The sequence below is a fragment of the Rhodococcus sp. IC4_135 genome (genome assembly GCF_011602025.1).
GTDB classification, from domain to species: Bacteria; Actinomycetota; Actinomycetes; order Mycobacteriales; family Mycobacteriaceae; genus Rhodococcus_F; species Rhodococcus_F baikonurensis.
This window is the reverse complement of sequence record NZ_JAAOLG010000003.1, coordinates 365558-383665: the sequence shown is the minus strand read 5'-3', so window position 1 is coordinate 383665 and position 18108 is coordinate 365558. Positions and strand designations below refer to the sequence as shown.

Below are 18108 nucleotides of genomic sequence, written 5' to 3'. Positions count from 1 at the left end.
CGGCTCACCCTAGCTCCCGTACGGGTAGGAACGAGAGATCTCGCCCCACGGCGTGACCTCGATACGGCCACCCTCGCTGCGGTCGTTCTCGGCATAGATCGCGATCTCCGGGACGCCGTAGTTCGCGTCCACGATCAAGTGCGTGATCGTGGCGTCCGGCACCTTGACGTATTCGGCGATGTTTTCCATGAACGGCGCGAGTTTGTCGATCTGGATGGAACCGAGATCGAAGGTCGGCTGGCCCGTTCGCCGCGGAATGGACGTTACTTTCCGCTCGAAACCGTCGCGAAAACTGATGGACTCGGTGAGAGCAGGAGTGTCGGAGGCCGCCCGGCTCACCAGGGAGTAGTCGCCGTGGAAGCTGGCGTCATCGATGAACATGTCGCCGAACTCGTCGCGATACCTCTCGATAAATGCGCCGATACCCTCGGGAGTCAAAGTGTCGATGTGTGCGATCAGGATCGGTTCGACGGTCGGTTCCGGCACCGGGGTGGTGGTCGCCAACGGTGGGGCGAGGGAGGTGCTGCTGGCAAAACTGGCGGTGATGTCTTCCGAGGGCGTCAACGGTGAGCGACTCCACGCCACAGCGGCGACCGCGCCGACGACGATCAGAGCAGCGCCGCCGATGAACACGGCCTTTCGTGCCGTCGACGTCCGAGGCACCGTTTTGGTCTCGATCTTCGGCACCTGCAGATCGTTGACCAGGCGTGCGAGTGCGAGCAGGGTCTTCGCGGACCTCGCCTTCTCGGTCCGTTCGAAGTAGTCGTCCGCGCTCAACTGCCCTTCGGCGTACGCGGCGTCCAACACATTGCACGTTTCGACGCGATCAAGATCACGAGCGCGCGTCATCGGAGAACGGGAAGACTTCACAGGAAGTGATCGTAATGGCTGGTCGCCATGCCTCCAGCCCCCGAAATGTGTTCATCGTGACCCTCCCGAACCGTCCGTCGCGGAGCGGACGCACGTACGCTGGTCAGGTGCGGATACAGCGGCAAGTTGTGGACTACGCGCTCGCGCGTCGGTCTGTGCTGGCCGAAGTGTCTGCGGGTAGGACCGACGTCAAGCAAGTGTGTGACGCCGATCCGTACCTACTCAGAGCCGCGAAGTTCCACGGCCGGGGCAGCGACGTCGTCTGCCCTATTTGCCGCAAGGAACAGTTGACGCTCGTGTCCTGGGTGTTCGGCGACAAGCTCGGTCAGGTTTCGGGATCAGCCCGAACCTCGGACGAGCTCGCTCGGCTTGCGGAAACAGCAGAGGAGTTCACGGTGCACGTTGTAGAGGTGTGCCGTACCTGCAGTTGGAACCACTTGGTGCAGTCCTATGTGCTCGGCGCAGTACCTGCGCCGCCGCGACCGCGGCGAGCACGCCCACCAAGCCGGCGCACCGCCAGCGAGTAACGCCACACCCGAAGAAGGGCCCGATCGAAGTCTGCACGTGATCGGTCCGTGACCACTGGAGATTTGATTCGTGAGTTCCCCCAGCAACAACAACCCGGGCGGCAACAACCCGGGTGGCCGTCCCGTCGGTCCCAACCGTCCCGCCGGACCTCCTCAGGGTCGTCCGCCGCAGGGACGTCCCATGGGTCCACCACCGCAGGGACGCCCTCCGATGGGTCCGCCCCCTCAGGGTCGTCCGCCGCAAGGACGTCCGATGGGCCCCCCGCCTCAGGGTCGTCCCCCGCAAGCCCGACCTTCGGGGCCGCCTCCTCAGGGCCGCCCCGCCGGTCCCCCGCCGCAGGGTCGTCCGCCGCAAGGCCGACCTGCCGGCCCGCCGCCTCGAGATCGCGCCGCAGGCGCTCAGGCCAACGAACCGACCCAGCGCGTCGCGGCAGCAGCAGCGACCTCCCGAACCAATGCGGGCACCCGCCCGCCGGTCGGTCCTCCGCCGACGAAGCCGCCGACAGGTGGCTCCGGTGGCGGTGGCGATGACGGACAACCTCCGAAGGGAAAGAAGAGCACCGTGAAGAAGAAGTCCAAGTGGCGCACAGTTCGCCGCTCGGCCTACGTCTTGGTGGCGCTCGGTCTTGTTCTGCCCGTCCTTGCCTTCATGGCCGCGTACATCGTGCAGGACGTCCCCAAGCCTGGTGACCAAAAGACCAATCAGGTGGCGACGGTCTTCGCCGCCGACGGAAGCACCGTGATCGCTACCGTCGTCCCGCCGGACGAAGGTAACCGCGTCGAGGTCTCACTCGATCAGGTGCCGATGCACGTTCGTAATGCCGTTCTGGCCGCGGAGGACCGCGATTTCTACTCGAACCCGGGCTTCTCGATCTCCGGTTTCGCGCGCGCAGCCCGAGACAACGTCCTCGGTCGCGACAGCGCCGGTGGTGGCTCGACCATCACGCAGCAATACGTGAAGACGGCGCTCGTCGGCTCGGAGCGTTCGCTGACGCGAAAGATGAAGGAACTCGTTCTCTCTTCGAAGATGGCCAACGAGTGGTCCAAGGACGACATTCTTGCCGCATACCTGAACACCATTTACTTCGGTCGTGGTGCGTACGGTATCGAAGCCGCTTCCAAGGCGTACTTCGGTAAGCCCGTCGACCAGCTGTCCATCGAAGAAGGCGCCGTCCTGGCGTCGTCGATTCAGCTTCCGTCGCTCCTCGATCCCGAGACCAACCCGACCGGTGCCAAGTCCCGTTGGGATTACGTGCTCGACGGCATGGTGTCCGCCGGCACGCTGGATCAGGCCGCGCGCACGCCGATGCAGTACCCCGCCTACGTCCCGCTCGCTCAGGTCGACAACAGCAGTCAAGGTTCGACCGGACCCGAAGGACTGATCAAGCGTCAGGTGCTCAAGGAGATCGGCGACGCCGGAATCAGCGAGCAGTTGCTCAACACCGAGGGCTTGCAGATCACCACGACCATCGACCCGCAGGCTCAGGCCGCAGCAGTCGAGGCCGCGCGTTCCAACATGGAAGGTGAGCCGGAGAACCTGCGCACCGCAGTTGTCTCGGTCGACCCGAAGACCGGAGCCGTCAAGGCGTACTACGGCGGTGAAGACGGTGCGGGATACGACTTCGCGAATGCCGGACTTCAGACCGGTTCCTCGTTCAAGGTGTTCGGCCTCGCGGCTGCTCTGGATCAGGGAATCCCGCTCTCGCAGATGTACGACAGCTCGCCGCTGACCGTCAACGGCATCTCCATCGGCAACGTCGAAGGTGAAAGCTGCGGCACCTGCACCATCGCCGAAGCGCTCAAGCGTTCGCTGAACACCAGCTTCTACCGTCAGATGCTCAGCCTCGACGGCAACGGCCCGCAGGAAATCGCGGACATCGCTCACAAGGCAGGCATCCCGAAGGACATCCCGGGCGTCGGCCCGTCGCTCACCGAGGCTGACGGTTCCGGCCCCAACAACGGCATCGTGCTCGGCCAGTACCAGGCCCGCGTGCTCGACATGGCGTCGTCGTACGCGACGCTCGCCGCATCCGGCACGTATCACGCACCGCATTTCGTGCAGAAGGTCGTTGCCGCCGACGGCACCGTGCTGCTGGACCGTGGCGCACCCGCGGGTGAGGATCGCATCGACGCCGCCGTGGCGGACAACGTGACGGCCGCGATGCAGCCGATCGCGGCGTATTCGCGCGGTCACAACCTGGCCGGCGGACGTCTGTCGGCGTCGAAGACGGGTACCGCGCAGCTCGGTGACACCGGAGCCAACAAGGACGCGTGGATGGTCGGCTACACGCCGTCACTCTCGACTGCGGTCTGGGTCGGAACTCCCGACGGTGAGGCGATCACCAACTCGGGCGGCGCGATGATCTACGGCTCGGGTCTGCCTTCGGACATCTGGAAGGACACGATGGACGGCGCCCTCGAGGGCACCGACAACGAGAAGTTCCCGACGCCCGGCAAGATCAACGGTCAAGCCGGTGGCGTTCCGGAGTACACGGCACCTGCACCGCCCAAGACGTCGGCGCCGCCGACCACCACACCGACGACGACGGAAACCACTCCGCCGCCCGTGGTGACGACGACGCAGGTCGAGGTTCTTCCGGGCATCACGATCCCGATTCCTGGCATCTCCCGGCCGACGACAACCGCGCCGCAGGTACCGGGGGCAGGCGAGACCACCGAGGAAGAACCGGCAGGTGTGAGCCCCGGCCAGTAGTTGGAGGGTGGTCGGTTCGAAAGACGGTAACCTCGCGGAGTGGCCGCGAATGCTGATGATGCCGAACCGACCTCCCCCGCTCCGCTGGCCGAAGATCTTCGTTCGGCGGATTGGCGGGACGTTCCCAGTCGCAACGACGCGATGGTGTCTGCGCTGTCGGGAACCGTCGGTGGTCCGGTCGGTCGTCACGCGCTGATCGGACGCACCCGCTTCTTCACACCGATGCGAGTGATTCTTCTGCTCGCCGTGGTGTTCTTGGCTTTCGGCTGGTTCGCGAAGGCCGGTTGTATTCAGCAGGCGCCGGTCGGCGAGAGCGGGCAGGTCGGCCTCGACTGGAGTGGCAGCCGTCAGTACGTGGCGATGTGTTACTCCGACACCGTTCCGCTGTACGGAGCCGAACGCCTCGATCAGGGCGCTTTTCCGTACAAGACGTCGTGGGAAGAAGTACGCGGCGACGGTTCGATCCAGATGCGGTACATGGAGTATCCGGTCATCTCGGGGCTCTATCAGTACGGGGCGATGAAGGTCGCCAAGGCGTGGGATTCGATCACCTGGCTGCCGGGCGCGATCCAGGTGGCGCTCTATTTCAACGTCGTCGCGTTCGGGTTGGCGTTGGCGTGGCTGGTCACCGTGTGGGCGAGCACCCTGCTGGCCGGACGACGGGTGTGGGACGGCGCGCTGATCGCCTGTTCGCCCCTGGTGATCGTGCACGTGTTCACGAACTTCGATCCTCTGGCGACGGCGTTCGCGGCCGGCGGGTTGTTGGCGTGGGCACGCAAGCGGCCCGTGCTCGCGGGAATCTTGCTCGGCCTGGGCGGAGCCGCGAAGCTCTACCCGCTGCTCTTACTCGGACCGCTATTCGTCCTGTGTCTGCGCGCGGGCAAGACGAGGGACTGGCTGGTGACCGCTCTCAGCGCCGTCGCGGCATGGCTTGCGGTGAACCTCCCGATCGCCGCGCTGTACCCCCACGGTTGGTACGAGTTCTTCCGGCTCAACTCCGAACGCGGGGCCGATCCCGATTCCCTCTACAACGTGATCGCGTCGTTCACGTCGTGGACGGGCCTCGACGGTCCTCTCGCACAGGGTGAGTCGCCGTCGAATCTCAACGCCGTGTCTCTGCTGCTGTTCGTGGCAGTCTGCATTGGTGTCGGTTACGTCGCCTTGACGGCGCAGCGTCGTCCGCGGGTTGCGCAGCTGTGCTTCCTGTTGGTGGCGGGCTTCCTGATCACCAACAAGGTGTGGAGCCCGCAGTATTCGTTGTGGCTGGTGCCGCTGGCCGTGTTGGCCTTGCCGCACCGCCGACTTCTGCTCGCGTGGATGACCATCGACGCCCTGGTCTGGGTTCCTCGAATGATGTATTACCTCGGGGTGTCCAACAAGGGGCTGCCCGAGCAGTGGTTCACCGGCACCGTCGTGATTCGCGACATCGCGGTACTCGTTCTGTGCGCGCTGGTGCTCCGGCAGATCTACCGGCCGTCGGAGGATCTCGTGCGGTACGGGTTCATCGACGATCCCGCGGGCGGTGTTCTCGATCAGGCGCCGGACAAACAACCCTCCTGGCTACCCGGTTGGCTGAAGCCGTCCAAGGCGAAGGAATCGGAACCCGTCACGGTCTGAGGTCACCACTCCTCGAGGGTGGTGTACCCGTCCTGGACCGCGCGGGCGAACAACGCCGCCTTCGTGGGGGCCGGCCGCCCGACGTCGCTGTACTTCGTGCGGATCCGAGTGATGTGTGTGTTGACGGTGCAGACGCGGAGGTCGAGTGTCTCGGCGACCTCGGACTTGGAATCCGAACGAAGCCAGGCGAGTAGTACTTCGATCTCGCGGACGCTCAGCTTCGGCTTGTGCTTGCCGTGCTTGGGGTTGCCGACTCGGGACACGTTTGCCTCGATCTTCGAAGAAATGCCGATTGAAGACATGCGAGTAGCACCTTTCGACGGAGGGGATGGGCGTCGACTGTCGTATTTGCAGAAGGGCTGCTGACTTCGGGCGCGACTGAGAACGAGTATTTCGATCGAGGCGACTGAGTGGAACGGGCGCAACTCTCTCGATACAGAGTCCATACAACGGACAAATCCCCTACCTGCTCCGATAGAGTGCGTCGCTATGAACTCGAAGGCGGAAGCCGGTAGGCACAATCAGGTCGATCCGGGCCAGATCGAGTCGCGTGGACAGTTTGCTGAGGCGCTCACGGCGTTGCGGAAGGCAGCCGGACTGACGGTTCGCGAAGCGGTCGAGCGTTCGGGTGGTTTGCACGGAACCGTCAGCGGATGGTTTGCCGGCCAACACCTGCCGACGCCGGCGAGTACCCCGATGTTTTTCGCGCTCCTCGAGGCGTGCGGCGTCGATTCCGAGGATGAGCGGCAGCGCTGGATCAGTGCGGTGCAACGAGTGAGGCAGTTGACGGCCAGACGACGCGGCGACGCCACCGTTCCGTATCGAGGTCTCGAATCGTTCCGGCAGGAGGACGCCGAGTGGTTCTTCGGTCGAGACGAACTCACTGCCAACTTGGCCGAACGGGTGGCGTCGGCGATACGAGGTGAAGGTCGCCGTCAGTTCATGGTGATCGGCGCTTCCGGATCGGGTAAGTCGTCGTTGCTGCGGGCCGGGCTCGCCCCGAAGATCGCCGGCGACGATCCACGGTTCGACGGCTGGCAGGTGCAAATCCTGCAGCCGGGTACGGGAGGAATTCCGTCGTCGATCGGCGCCGAATCAACCGTCCTGATCCTCGACCAGTTCGAGGAACTGTGGACGCAGTGTGACGGCGATCGACGCGAGGAAATGTTGCAGACTCTCGCGGAACTCGGTGAGAACACCATTGCCGTCATCGGCATGCGTGCCGACTTCTACGGGCTCGCAGCGGAGGAACCGCTCTTGGTGCCGCTGCTCGACGACTCGCCGATGGTGGTCGGGCCGCTGACCGAGGAACAGTTGCGCGAGGTGATCGTCGAGCCGGCGGTCAAGGCCGGGATGACCGTGCAGAGCGAATTGGTTCAGGTTCTGATCTCCGAGCTGACACCACGCGGTTCGCGCGCGGCGAGCGACCCCGGCGCTTTGCCCTTGCTCTCACACGCGTTGTTGGGGACCTGGCAACGGTCGACGCGTAAGACGCTGACGGTCTCGGATTACTACGCCACCGACGGGATTGCCGGAGCAGTCCAGCAAAGCGCGGAGGAAGTGTACGGCGAGCTCACAGAGAGGCAGCAGCAGTTGGCGCGCAGGATCTTCCTGCGATTGGTCAACGTCGACGAAGTGACGCAGACGCGACGGCGCGCACCGCGCACCGAACTCTTCCTCGGTGACGACGTCGACGACGTGAACACCGTCATCGACCGGTTCGCCTTACGACGCCTTCTCACCGTCGACGAGGAGACCGTCGAGGTTTCGCACGAGGTCTTGCTGTCCGCGTGGAGTCGGCTTCGCGATTGGATCGACTCGGACCGGGCCGGCCTGGCGGTGCATCGCCGGTTCACCTACGCGGCGCAGGTGTGGGAAGACAGTGGACGCGACCCTGGCGCGCTGCTCGGACCCGCGCGTCTTCACCTGACGGAAGAATGGCTGAACTCGGGCGAACTCGGTCTCCCGTTGGAGCCGAGCCAGACCCGCTCCGCCGACCTCAACGCCACCGAACGGGAGTACCTCGCCGCGAGCATCGAGCATCGTGATCAGCAGGAATTCGCCGATCGACGACGTACACGCGTGCTACGACGGCTCGTGACTGCGTTGGCGGCAGCGTCGGTGATCGCTCTTGTGTTGGCGGTGGTTGCCACCGTCGCCGGTATCGGAGCGAACCGTCAACGTGTCCAGGCGGATACCGCGCGCGACGAGGCGATGTCGCGGCAGGTTGCCACCGAGTCGATAAGGATGCGTGAACGGGATCCGTCGCTGGCGTCGCAGCTCGCTCTGGCGGCATTTGCGGTCAACGAAACGACCGAAGCCCGCTCGGCATTGCTGGATGCATCCGGCGTTCATTCGGCTACCCGCATCATCGGACCGCCCGGCGCGATGAAGGCGCGGATAAACCCAGCCGGAACTGTTGTGGCGGTGGGTGGTTCGGACGGGAAGGTCAGACTGTATCCGATGGTGGACGGTGTGGCCTCAGCTGTTCCGCAGGCGGAGTTCCTCGGAGTCTCGGAGGGCACGGCCCTCTTTGCCGTCGCCTACAGCCCGGACGGACGGTTGCTTGCCACCGGTGGTGCGGGCGGTGCTGCACTGTGGGACGTGTCGGATCCGAGGAACCCGGTGCGTGGAACTCTTCCGGTCGACGGTGAACGAGTCGTGCAGGACATGGAGTTCAGCCCCGACGGAACCAAGCTGGTTGCCGGTACCTCGACGCCCGACGTCCTGCGATGGAACATCGACAGCTCCACGAATGCCGTTGCCTTGCCTGCTCTTCCGCATCCAGCTGACGGCATCGTCACCGCGACGTTCAGCCCCGACGGACGCTTCCTCGTGGCGGGCGGGCGTCAAGCGACAATGCGCGTGTGGGACGTCGCGAAGTGGGGTGAGGAATCGGCGCCGATCTTCGCGACCGAGCCCAACGGCACCACGGTCCATTATCTCGGCGTCGCCTTCAGCCCGGACGGGCGTGAGCTTGCGGCGGGAACGACTGGCAGGGAAGTGGTTCGGTGGGACATGAGCGACCCGGCGCGCCCCGCTCCCCTGCCTGCACTGACGGGATTCTCCAGTTACGTCAACGAACTCAACTACGGTAAAGACGGAACACGCCTTGCTGCCGGAAGTTCCGACAACTCCGTGCGCGTATGGGACCCACGAACCGGGGCGTTGATCGAAACACTTCCGGACAGTGGGGCGGTGACCACCGTCGACTACAGCGACGACGGCCGCAACCTGATCACCGGAGGTCTGAACGGCGTCACTCGCGTGTGGGCTCTGCCGGGTCCGGTCTGGGCGGGACCTCGGGACACGATCTTCACCGGTCCCTTCGCCGCGGACGGCTCGCGTCTGGTGGCCGGCGTCGGCGCCAGGGGCGGCGCGATGTTGGCGTGGAACACCGAGGATCTCGATCGCCCCGCGATGATGCCGGAGCTGAAACCGCAAGGGGCCGACTCCTTCACCGGAGCATCGGCGGTCTCGGCAGACGGGAACCTGGCTGTGAGCGGCACCGGCGGCGGCGGTGCCTATCTTTGGGACCTGAGTGATCCGGCGTCGCCACGGATCTACAGCGAACCTGCGGTGTACGTGCAGGGCATCGTGGCGGTTGTCGCACTGAATCCCGCCGGAGATCTGCTGGCGGTGTCCTCGCAGGACGACAACAGCATTGCGTTGGTCGACGTTTCCGACCCGTCGGCTCCGAAGCTGCTGTCGTCGACCGATGTCGGCTCTTACCCGCAGATGATGGCATTTCAGCCGGGTGCCGATATCCTCGCGATCGCGAACGCCAAGAACGAAGTGGATCTGTGGGACGTGTCGAACGCAGCGTCGCCCCGCGTGGCAGCGACGGTCGGCGGATTCGAAAGTTACGCACTAGCAGTGTCTTTCAGTGCCGACGGAACCCTGTTGGCCGCTGGAAGTGCGGATCACAGTGTCGCCGTGTGGGACGTACGCACACCGTCGGCACCCGAGGAGCTCGCTCGTCTTGTCGGCCCCGAGGGCGCAATCTATTCGATCTCGTTCAACCGCGCCGGTGATCGGCTCGCTGCGGGTGTCGGCGACGGAACCGTGTGGCTCTGGGACATCGAGACTCCCTCGCGGTCAACACGATTTGCGACGCTGTCCGCCTACCCGGGCCGCGTCAACGATGCGCAGTTCGCCGGCGAGAGTGACATGATCGCGGGCAGTGGGTCGGACAAGACGGTTCGCTTGTGGGGAATCGACCCCGACAGCGTCGTTGATCGATTGTGCCGCACCGCAGGATCTCCCATCACGGAAGCCGAGTGGGAGCGTTACCTGCCCGGTGTTCCCTACCAGGATCCGTGCGCCGGCTGACGCAGGTCAGTTCATCCAGAACTCGAGCGCCGCTTCCCGACCCAGTTCGCCTCCGCTGCCGGTGATGACCAGTCCGGCGGAGGTGAGCTTGTATGTCACGTCCTTGTTGGTGACGGTGAATCCGTTGCCGGTGGGGGTTGGATCGTCGAGTTCGATGGTGGCGCCGTCGCTCAGCCGCTGACCCTTGTAGTAGTAACGGCCGACTCCGGTTTCGCAGATCACGATTCGTGATCCGGTCGTGACGGCGATGGCGACGGCAGGATTGGTCGAGTTGCAACTGGGTCCGCCGGAGACGAAGCCCTGACGGTCGGTGCCCGAGACGGTCGGCGCCGGACCGATCGAGGTTGTGACGCGTGGGGGTGTCGTCGTTCTCGGCGCTGTGGTGGGTGCGCTCGGCGCCCGAGTCGTGGTCGTGGAGTACGAGTACGGCGTCGTGTAGGTGAAACTCCGCGAACTCGCTTCATCGGCGGCGTTGCCGAAAGCGGCCGCGAGCAGCCCGAAGAACGCGATCCACACGATCACGGCCAGGATGCCGAGTGCGGTGAAGATGTAACCGATGATCAGACCGGCAAGGGCGAGTCCGTCGCCTTCCTCGCCCGTCCGTTTGATCTGTCCGCGTGCGATGTGCCCGAAGACGATCCCCAACGGCGCGATGAGGAACGCGAAGACGAGAGCGAGTACCGCGAGTGTGTTGGTCGGGCGCCTGCCGTACGGATCGGGCTGCCCGTACGGAGCCGGTTGCCAATTCTGATTGCCCTGGTACCCGTACCCACCCTGATCGCTCATGAGGTGAATCTTGGCATGGACTTCGCCGAAGAGTGCAGGTGATGGCTAGTTTCGGGTACGTGTCTCCAGCTGAGGCGCGATGGCCGGCCAATCGTCGTCGGTCATCGCGAACAGCGCTGTTGTCCGCCAACTGCCGTCGGCGCGGCGTCGGTGCTTGCGCAGCAGGCCCTCGAACTGAGCGCCGAGCTTTGCGATCGCTGCCCTGGACTGTTCGTTGAACTCGTCCGTGTGCCACTCGACGCGTACGGCTTCGAGCTGGTCGAAGGCGTGACGAAGCAGGAGCAGTTTCGATTCGGGATTGATCCCGGTTCCCTGAACCGATCGCGACAACCACGTGTATCCGATTGCAAGACTGCGGTTTACCGGGTCGATCTGGTACATCGACGTGGTACCGACCACGGCGTTCGTCGCGATGTTCACCTGCGCGAAGGCGATCCGATTCGGGTCGTCGGTGGCTGCAGCGATGTACTTCCGTGCCTGGTCCCGATCGGTGATGGGCGACGCGGTCCAACGAAAGATGGCCGGGTCGTCGGCAGCCGCGAGCAGAGCGTCGGTGTGCGCGACGCCCAGGGGTTCGAGTCGGACACGATCACCGGTCAGCGTCGGCGATTCGAACCATGAGGCAGTCATCAGGCGTGCTCCCGTGAGTGTGTCGGAAGGTTGTTGTCGGAGTTGGCAATCTGATCGGTCCCGCCGGCAAGCGGATACCGCAGCGGGACTCGCAGGAACAGGACGAAGAACACGGCGAGCAGGATGACGTGGCCCCACACGCTCGCCTGGACGACGGCTTCGTACTTGCTCGGATCGAGATTCATGTCCAGCTGGTAGAAGTACCGGAAGATGCCGATGCCCAACGCCGCATCGGCGATCAGATAGGCGACGATCCAGAACCACCGGATCTTGAACAGGACGAGGAACGGCAGGATCCACAGCGTGTACTGCGGTGAATTGACCTTGTGCAGCAACACGAATCCGCACAGCATCGCGGCACTGACCGCAATCCACGGAAAGTAGCCGTCGCGGACGTAGCGTCGCCAACCCAGATACATCGCGAGCGCGAACGACGCCAGGATCATCACCGGAGACAGAATGCTCACCAGTGCGTCGTAGTCGGCGTTGAGTTCGCGAACCCCGAAACCGTAGAACGGGCGCAGCCCCCAGAACCACAGTGAGTTGGTGGTGATGTCTGCGCTTCGCTTCTCCTGGAAGCTGAACGACGCGCGCCAGCCTTCGTACGAGATGAGGGCGAACGGGAGGTTGACGAGGACGACGGTGACGATCGCCGCTCCCGCCGTCATCAGCGCTCCACGAACGTCGTAACGCTTGCCTTCGGTGCCGCGTAGGAGCACGAAGGCCATGAGCGGCAGGACGAACATTCCCGGGTACAGCTTCAAACAGAAACCGATCGCCAGGATGACGGCCGCCAGAACCGCGCGCGTGCGCAGCGGGATCCGTTCGAACGTCATCAGGAAGATCGCGCCGACGCTGGTGGCCACCACCGGGAGCTCCCAATTGTGGAATGCGTACAGAACCAGCGGCGGTGTCGCCGACCACACGAGCGCGTATGCGCCGCTCATCTTGCCGAGCATCCACGCGGTGAGCAGTCCGAAAGGAGCCAGGATCAGTGCAGAGTGCAGAAGGAAATCAGTGTCGGTGTGTGAGCCGATACCGCCCAGCCACATCAGAATTCCGCTGAGCACCGGGTATTCGACGGTTCCGCCGGTCAGGAATCCTTCGGGCGTTATGCCGCCGGTGACGAAGGGGAACAGATGCTGATCGATGCCTCGTCCGAGCCAGAGCAACTGAATGTCGGAGTAGCAGACGTCGATGTTCTTGTTGACGTCGAAGTTCAGGCTTCGGCCGTCGGGCGCGAACGGTGCACCGCCGCATCTGGCCTTGTTGAAATAGCCCAGCGCCATCGTCAGCCCGCACAATCCGACGACCAACGCCAGGATCGACGCCGGGGTCTTGCGGTCTGTTCGCATGATTCTCACCCTAGGGGGCGCAGTGCCTCGCGGGGTGACACGTGTGCGCCACGCGTCGCGTATCGACCTGGCGGTCTTCGCGGATGGGCGGGACGATTTCCCTGGTCAAGGCCCCTCGTGTAACCTACGAGGGTTGCTGACGCAACGACCCTCCTGCCACGGATAGTCCGTGGCCGTTTTCACTTAGTCCACAGGAGGTGATGAGGTCTTATGCGTCATTACGAATTGATGGTCATCCTTGACCCCAGCCTGGACGAGCGCACTGTCGCTCCTTCACTGGATACGTTCCTCAATGTTGTGCGCCAGCACGGCGGCACGATCGACAAGGTCGATGTCTGGGGTAAGCGTCGTCTCGCCTACGAGATCCTGAAGCATGCTGAAGGTATCTACGCGGTGATCGACATCAACGCCACTCCCGCCACCGTCGCTGAGCTCGATCGTCAGCTCGGTCTGAACGAGTCGGTTCTGCGCACGAAGGTTCTGCGCCACAACAAGTAATTACTGTCGGTAGCGAGCTCTACTCTCGCGCCCAACGGTCTTACATCAATGCAGGAGGAACCACATGGCTGGCGACACCATCATCACCGTCATCGGAAACCTGACGGCTGATCCTGAACTTCGTTTCACCCCGGCGGGTGCCGCGGTTGCAAACTTCACGGTTGCTTCCACGCCCCGCACCTTCGACCGTAATTCCAATGAATGGAAAGACGGCGATGCACTGTTCATGCGTTGCAACATCTGGCGCGAAGCAGCCGAGAACGTCGCGGAGAGCTTGACCCGTGGCTCACGAGTAATCGTGAGCGGCCGGCTCAAGCAGCGTTCGTACGAAACTCGCGAGGGCGAAAAGCGAACTGTCGTCGAGCTCGAAGTCGATGAAATCGGTCCTTCACTGAAGTACGCCACGGCAAAGGTCAACAAGGCCAACCGTGGTGGCGGCGGTGGAGGCGGCAACTTCGGCGGTTCCTCCGGCGGATCGGGTGGCGGACGTCCGAGTGCTGCACCTTCGGGTGGAGACGATCCTTGGGGCAGTGCGCCTCAGGCTTCGGGCTCCTTCGGTGGTGCGGGCAGCGACGAACCGCCCTTCTGATCCGTACCTGATCAGGAACATCCAGAAAAGAGCAAAGACATGCCGAAGCCGCCCTTGCGCGACAAGGTTATGAAGAAGAAGGTCTGCACCTTCTGCAAAGAGAAGAACACGCAGATCAACTACAAGGACACGACGTTGCTTCGTAAGTACGTCAGCGATCGCGGAAAGATCCGTGCTCGCCGTGTCACCGGCAATTGCGTCCAGCACCAGCGCGACGTTGCCATTGCCGTCAAGAACTCACGTGAGGTAGCACTGCTGCCTTACGCCACCGTGGCTCGCTAAGGAAAGGGAGGAAAGAACATGAAGCTCATCCTCACCGCTGACGTGGACAACCTCGGTGCGCCTGGCGACACCGTGGAGGTCAAGGACGGCTACGGCCGTAACTACCTGCTCCCCCGCGGACTGGCAATCGTCGCCACCCGTGGCGCCGAGAAGCAGGTCGAGGGCATCCGTCGTGCACAGGAAGCGCGCGCTGTGCGCGGCCTGGATCACGCCAAGGAGCTCAAGGCAGCTATCGAGGGCCTCGAGTCCGTAACACTGACGGTCAAGACCGCCGGTGGCTCGGGCAAGCTCTTCGGTTCGGTTACCGTCGCTGACGTCGCTGCTGCGATCAAGGCTGCCGGTGGACCGGTTGTCGACAAGCGCTCCATCGTGTTGCCGAAGGCTCACATCAAGAACACGGGCAAGCACGCCGTGGTCGTGAACCTGCACCCCGATGTGGTTGCCAAGTTCAACCTGAACGTCGTCGGCGCATAGTCGACTGTTCGTCCCGTCGGGCCCCGCACACTTCGGTGTGCGGGGCCCGACGTTTTGTTCGGGGTGCGGTCTGCCGACTGTCAGCGTCCCGAATCGGACCTGGGGATAACTCTCACACTGTGATGTTCGCCTTCGGTGATCAGTGATGAATCGGGCGAGGCAACACGCCCGACACGCCGACGCGCCGACTGTGGAAAAACAATTTTCATCAACAGGCCTGTGAAATTGTGGATAGCCATCTACCTGGCCTTTTATAGTAACTATGCAAAGTAGTCCCCAAATGCTCCACAGGCGGTGCACACCGTGGGGCGGGAGTTTCCACAAAAAATCCACAGGTTTATCCACAGTCCGGTTTGTATGCGGACCTACTAGTCCCTAACGTCATCTCGGCGTCTATCTACAGCCCGGCCGAATGCGGCTAGGGGATGTCGGTGGGGGCAGGTACAAATGATGAGGGCGCTGCGGTTTCTGGCAGTGTCGTCGAGTGTTTTACGGGAAGGTCTCGCTTGTGGCTGTTGTAGATGATCGAGGACCTTCCGACTTCTCGGGGCCGGATTACCCAGGCCCTCCCGAGGCCGAGCCCGACCAGGAGTTCGGACGCCAGCCACCTCAGGACATGACTGCCGAGCAGTCGGTGCTCGGCGGCATGCTGCTGAGCAAGGACGCCATCGCTGACGTTCTCGAGGTACTGCGTCCGGGTGACTTCTACCGGCCCGCCCATCAGTCCGTCTACGACGTGATCCTGGACCTCTACAGCCGCGGCGAGCCCGCCGACCCGGTGACGGTCTCCGCCGAGCTCGACCGTCGAGGTGAGCTCCGCCGTATCGGCGGTGCCGCCTACCTGGTGACGTTGACCCAGACAGTGCCCACAGCGGCCAACGCCGCCTTCTATGCCGAGATCGTGGCGGAGAAGTCCGTGCTGCGTCGTCTCGTCGATGCCGGTACGCGCATCGTCCAGTACGGCTACGCCGGCACCGAGGGTCAGGACGTGGCCGAGGTTGTCGACCGCGCGCAGGCCGAGATCTTCGAGGTCACCGAGCGTCGAACCACCGAGGACTTCGTACCCCTCACCGAGCTCCTCCAGCCCACGATGGACGAGATCGACTCCATCGCCAGCCGCGGCGGAATTTCCCTCGGTGTGCCCACCGGATTCAAGGATCTCGACGAGATCACCAACGGCCTTCACGCAGGTCAGATGATCATCGTCGCGGCTAGACCTGGTGTCGGTAAGGCTCTCGCCCTCGACACTCCCCTCGCGACCCCCAGTGGCTGGACCACGATGGGTGACGTTGCTGTCGGTGATCTGTTGATCGACAACCACGGCAAGCCGACGCGGGTTGTTGCCGCTACCGATGTGATGGTCGACCGCCCTTGCTACGAGGTCGAGTTTTCCGACGGAACTGTGTTGGTTGCCGACGAGCAGCATCAGTGGTTGACGGAGACCTCCAGTGTTTCGGTCCGCACTACCGCCGATATTTACGCCCATCTGGATTCCGGGCATCGAGTTGCCAACACTGCTGCCTTGGATTTTGCGGCCCAGGAACTCGTGACTCCCGCTTACACCTTCGGTGTGTGGTTGGGCACCGACGGTGCTCTCGATTCGGTTGACCCCGAGATTGCCATGTTCCTCGAGGGCGATGGTTGCGCCCAGGTGTCCTTGGAAGACAAGCGCATTCCGGCCGAGTACCTCCGTGGCCCCATCGGGCAGCGACGCGACCTGCTGGCAGGCATCCTCGATGTTGCGGGTGTTGTCGGCGACGACGGTTCGATTGCCTTGGCGATTGCACATCAAGGTCTGTCAGGCGATATCGCGGAGTTGGTTGTTGGCCTCGGTTTTGGAGTAACAATTGCAGGCGAATCAGTTCTGTCGATTGTTGCAAACGCAGATGTGTTCCGCGTTTCTCGAAAGATGTTGTTCCACAAGGAACTGCGCGCCGAGGATCACGGATCGCGCTACATTGTCGACGTTCGGCCAGTTGCGAGTGTTCCGGTTCGCTGCGTCGAGGTCGACAATGCCGACCACATGTACCTGGCCGGTCATTCGATGGTCCCGACGCACAACTCCACGCTCGGAATGGATTTTTTGCGTTCCTGCTCCATCACGCACGGCATGGCCAGCGTCATGTTCTCGTTGGAAATGAGCAAAACCGAGATCGTCATGCGTCTGCTGTCCGCAGAGGCAAAGATCAAGCTCGGTGACATGCGTTCCGGCAAGATGACCGACGACGACTGGACCAAGCTCGCGCGTCGTATGAGTGAGATCAGTGAGGCGCCGCTCTTCATCGACGACTCCCCCAACCTCACGATGATGGAAATTCGCGCAAAAGCGCGGCGGCTCAAGCAGAAACATGACATTCGCCTGATCGTGATCGACTACCTCCAGCTGATGAGCTCAGGTAAAAAGGTCGAGTCCCGTCAGCAGGAAGTCTCCGAATTCTCCCGTAGCCTAAAGCTTTTGGCGAAGGAGCTCGAAGTTCCGGTTGTCGCGATCTGTCAGCTCAACCGTGGTCCTGAGCAGCGAACCGACAAGCGTCCCCAGGTCGCCGACCTTCGTGAGTCCGGATCGCTCGAGCAGGACGCCGACATGGTGATCCTGCTGTATCGCCCTGACGCGACCGAGCGAGACGATCCGCGTGGCGGTGAAGCCGACCTGATTTTGGGTAAGCACCGTAACGGCCCGACCGCGACAATCACTGTGGCGCACCAACTTCACCTCTCGAAGTTCGTCGATATGGCGCGGGGATAGCTGCTGCTGCCGCTGTAGATTCCGGATCTAAATGACAGATTCCGGACCTATGTATTCCGTATTTGGCATAGTTACGTCCTATATGTCATTTTTGGACTTGTTTTGGTAACGGTCGCGAATCTCTTGCCGGCATGCAGTGCCGTTGTGTAGCGATAAACATCAGGTGGCTCGGTTGCCTTGGTTTTGCATCCGTGATTGGGATGTCCGGTTGGGTGTGTTTAATCATCGGTGGTCGCATGCATGCCAGTGTCTGGAGACTCAATACTGACTGGATCGGCGACCGTCAGGTTCTGTAGGCGACGCAGTGACCTCGACTGGCGATGGATGAACCTCCAGGCTTGCGCCGAATTAGCTCGCGATGCCGAAGCAAGTTTAGAGCAAATTTCGAATCAATTTGTTTCGCGTACTTGTCAAATATTTGCTTCTGCAACGCAATAAAGTCTATCGATATGTGAAATGTCCCTTCTATCATAGGGATTGCAGAGTTCGGGTCGTGAATTTTGTTGGCCGGCTTGCTGAGTCGGCAGTATCCGGCATGATGACTTTTCCGGTTTAGGCCCAGTTGGTGTGCTGTAATTGATTACAGTGAGGCTAGTCATGGACGGGTACGGCGGCGATCCAATCATTCGGATCTTGGATGGCGACTCGATAATTGAGTCGCCGTTGAGTTGTGTGTCGGTAGACGAGAT

The 18108-nt window shown here is 62.8% G+C and carries 14 protein-coding genes; 9 read left to right on the top strand and 5 right to left on the bottom strand.

All coding sequences use genetic code 11. The annotated features are described in order from the left end of the window. Positions 1–9 precede the first annotated feature (9 nt). Complete coding sequence (locus tag G8767_RS09885; RefSeq protein ID WP_166810027.1) at positions 10–849, bottom strand: DUF1707 domain-containing protein; 840 nt, start codon at positions 847–849, stop codon at positions 10–12. A 128-nt stretch (positions 850–977) separates the two neighbouring features. Here G8767_RS09885 and G8767_RS09880 point away from each other — a divergent pair, with 128 nt between their 5' ends. From G8767_RS09880 to G8767_RS09870, 3 genes are all read left to right on the top strand, one after another. After that, the gene (locus G8767_RS09880) at positions 978–1397 is read left to right on the top strand and encodes a DUF5318 family protein (protein WP_042448217.1); all 420 of its coding nucleotides are present in this window, start codon (positions 978–980) and stop codon (positions 1395–1397) included. 562 nt (positions 1398–1959) lie between these two features. Beyond that, a complete protein-coding gene (locus tag G8767_RS09875) occupies positions 1960–4110 on the top strand; it encodes a transglycosylase domain-containing protein (protein WP_124567301.1) in 2151 nt (716 codons plus the stop codon). 39 nt (positions 4111–4149) lie between these two features. Then, the gene (locus tag G8767_RS09870) at positions 4150–5727 is read left to right on the top strand and encodes a glycosyltransferase 87 family protein (RefSeq protein WP_166810026.1); all 1578 of its coding nucleotides are present in this window, start codon (positions 4150–4152) and stop codon (positions 5725–5727) included. 2 nt (positions 5728–5729) lie between these two features. Here the strand turns inward: G8767_RS09870 and G8767_RS09865 are convergent, their stop codons facing one another. Then, positions 5730–6029 (bottom strand): LuxR C-terminal-related transcriptional regulator, encoded by a 300-nt coding sequence (locus G8767_RS09865; RefSeq protein WP_166810025.1) that lies wholly within the window; start codon positions 6027–6029, stop codon positions 5730–5732. Between the two features lie 187 nt (positions 6030–6216). Between G8767_RS09865 and G8767_RS09860 the strand changes: the two genes are divergently transcribed. After that, the gene (locus tag G8767_RS09860) at positions 6217–10059 is read left to right on the top strand and encodes a helix-turn-helix domain-containing protein (RefSeq protein WP_166810024.1); all 3843 of its coding nucleotides are present in this window, start codon (positions 6217–6219) and stop codon (positions 10057–10059) included. Between the two features lie 6 nt (positions 10060–10065). Here G8767_RS09860 and G8767_RS09855 read toward each other — a convergent pair whose 3' ends face one another. From G8767_RS09855 to G8767_RS09845, 3 genes are read right to left on the bottom strand one after another with little or no spacing between them, the layout of a single operon-like run. Next, complete coding sequence (locus tag G8767_RS09855) at positions 10066–10845, bottom strand: DUF4190 domain-containing protein (protein ID WP_124567269.1); 780 nt, start codon at positions 10843–10845, stop codon at positions 10066–10068. 45 nt (positions 10846–10890) lie between these two features. After that, positions 10891–11475, bottom strand: a complete 585-nt coding sequence (locus tag G8767_RS09850; protein WP_166810023.1) for a GNAT family protein — start codon at positions 11473–11475, stop codon at positions 10891–10893. Further along, the gene (locus tag G8767_RS09845) at positions 11475–12830 is read right to left on the bottom strand and encodes a hypothetical protein (protein ID WP_166810022.1); all 1356 of its coding nucleotides are present in this window, start codon (positions 12828–12830) and stop codon (positions 11475–11477) included. The genes G8767_RS09850 and G8767_RS09845 overlap by 1 nt, the downstream gene beginning before the upstream one ends. A 210-nt stretch (positions 12831–13040) precedes the next feature. Here G8767_RS09845 and rpsF point away from each other — a divergent pair, with 210 nt between their 5' ends. The 5 genes from rpsF to dnaB all read left to right on the top strand — a co-directional run bounded on the left by rpsF (position 13041) and on the right by dnaB (position 17419). Further along, positions 13041–13328 carry a 30S ribosomal protein S6 gene (rpsF, locus tag G8767_RS09840; protein ID WP_003941237.1) on the top strand — a complete coding sequence of 96 codons (288 nt, stop codon included), beginning with the start codon at positions 13041–13043 and terminating at the stop codon, positions 13326–13328. Between the two features lie 64 nt (positions 13329–13392). After that, positions 13393–13917 (top strand): single-stranded DNA-binding protein, encoded by a 525-nt coding sequence (locus G8767_RS09835; protein ID WP_003941248.1) that lies wholly within the window; start codon positions 13393–13395, stop codon positions 13915–13917. 39 nt (positions 13918–13956) lie between these two features. Next, positions 13957–14199 (top strand): 30S ribosomal protein S18, encoded by a 243-nt coding sequence (gene rpsR, locus G8767_RS09830; RefSeq protein WP_003941245.1) that lies wholly within the window; start codon positions 13957–13959, stop codon positions 14197–14199. Positions 14200–14217: 18 nt separating this feature from the next. After that, the gene (gene rplI, locus G8767_RS09825; protein WP_007735531.1) at positions 14218–14673 is read left to right on the top strand and encodes a 50S ribosomal protein L9; all 456 of its coding nucleotides are present in this window, start codon (positions 14218–14220) and stop codon (positions 14671–14673) included. A 508-nt stretch (positions 14674–15181) separates the two neighbouring features. Beyond that, positions 15182–17419, top strand: a complete 2238-nt coding sequence (dnaB, locus tag G8767_RS09820) for a replicative DNA helicase (protein WP_166810021.1) — start codon at positions 15182–15184, stop codon at positions 17417–17419. Positions 17420–18108 lie beyond the last annotated feature (689 nt).

What these genes read in the sequence shown, in the direction of transcription:
- G8767_RS09885 (WP_166810027.1), bottom strand. Translation starts at nt 849, where the DNA reads ATGACGCGCGCTCGTGATCTTGATCGCGTCGAAACGTGCAATGTGTTG.
- G8767_RS09865 (WP_166810025.1), bottom strand. Translation starts at nt 6,029, where the DNA reads ATGTCTTCAATCGGCATTTCTTCGAAGATCGAGGCAAACGTGTCCCGA.
- G8767_RS09860 (WP_166810024.1), top strand. Translation starts at nt 6,217, where the DNA reads ATGAACTCGAAGGCGGAAGCCGGTAGGCACAATCAGGTCGATCCGGGC.
- G8767_RS09855 (WP_124567269.1), bottom strand. Translation starts at nt 10,845, where the DNA reads ATGAGCGATCAGGGTGGGTACGGGTACCAGGGCAATCAGAATTGGCAA.
- G8767_RS09850 (WP_166810023.1), bottom strand. Translation starts at nt 11,475, where the DNA reads ATGACTGCCTCATGGTTCGAATCGCCGACGCTGACCGGTGATCGTGTC.
- G8767_RS09845 (WP_166810022.1), bottom strand. Translation starts at nt 12,830, where the DNA reads ATGCGAACAGACCGCAAGACCCCGGCGTCGATCCTGGCGTTGGTCGTC.
- rpsF (WP_003941237.1), top strand. Translation starts at nt 13,041, where the DNA reads ATGCGTCATTACGAATTGATGGTCATCCTTGACCCCAGCCTGGACGAG.
- G8767_RS09835 (WP_003941248.1), top strand. Translation starts at nt 13,393, where the DNA reads ATGGCTGGCGACACCATCATCACCGTCATCGGAAACCTGACGGCTGAT.
- rpsR (WP_003941245.1), top strand. Translation starts at nt 13,957, where the DNA reads ATGCCGAAGCCGCCCTTGCGCGACAAGGTTATGAAGAAGAAGGTCTGC.
- rplI (WP_007735531.1), top strand. Translation starts at nt 14,218, where the DNA reads ATGAAGCTCATCCTCACCGCTGACGTGGACAACCTCGGTGCGCCTGGC.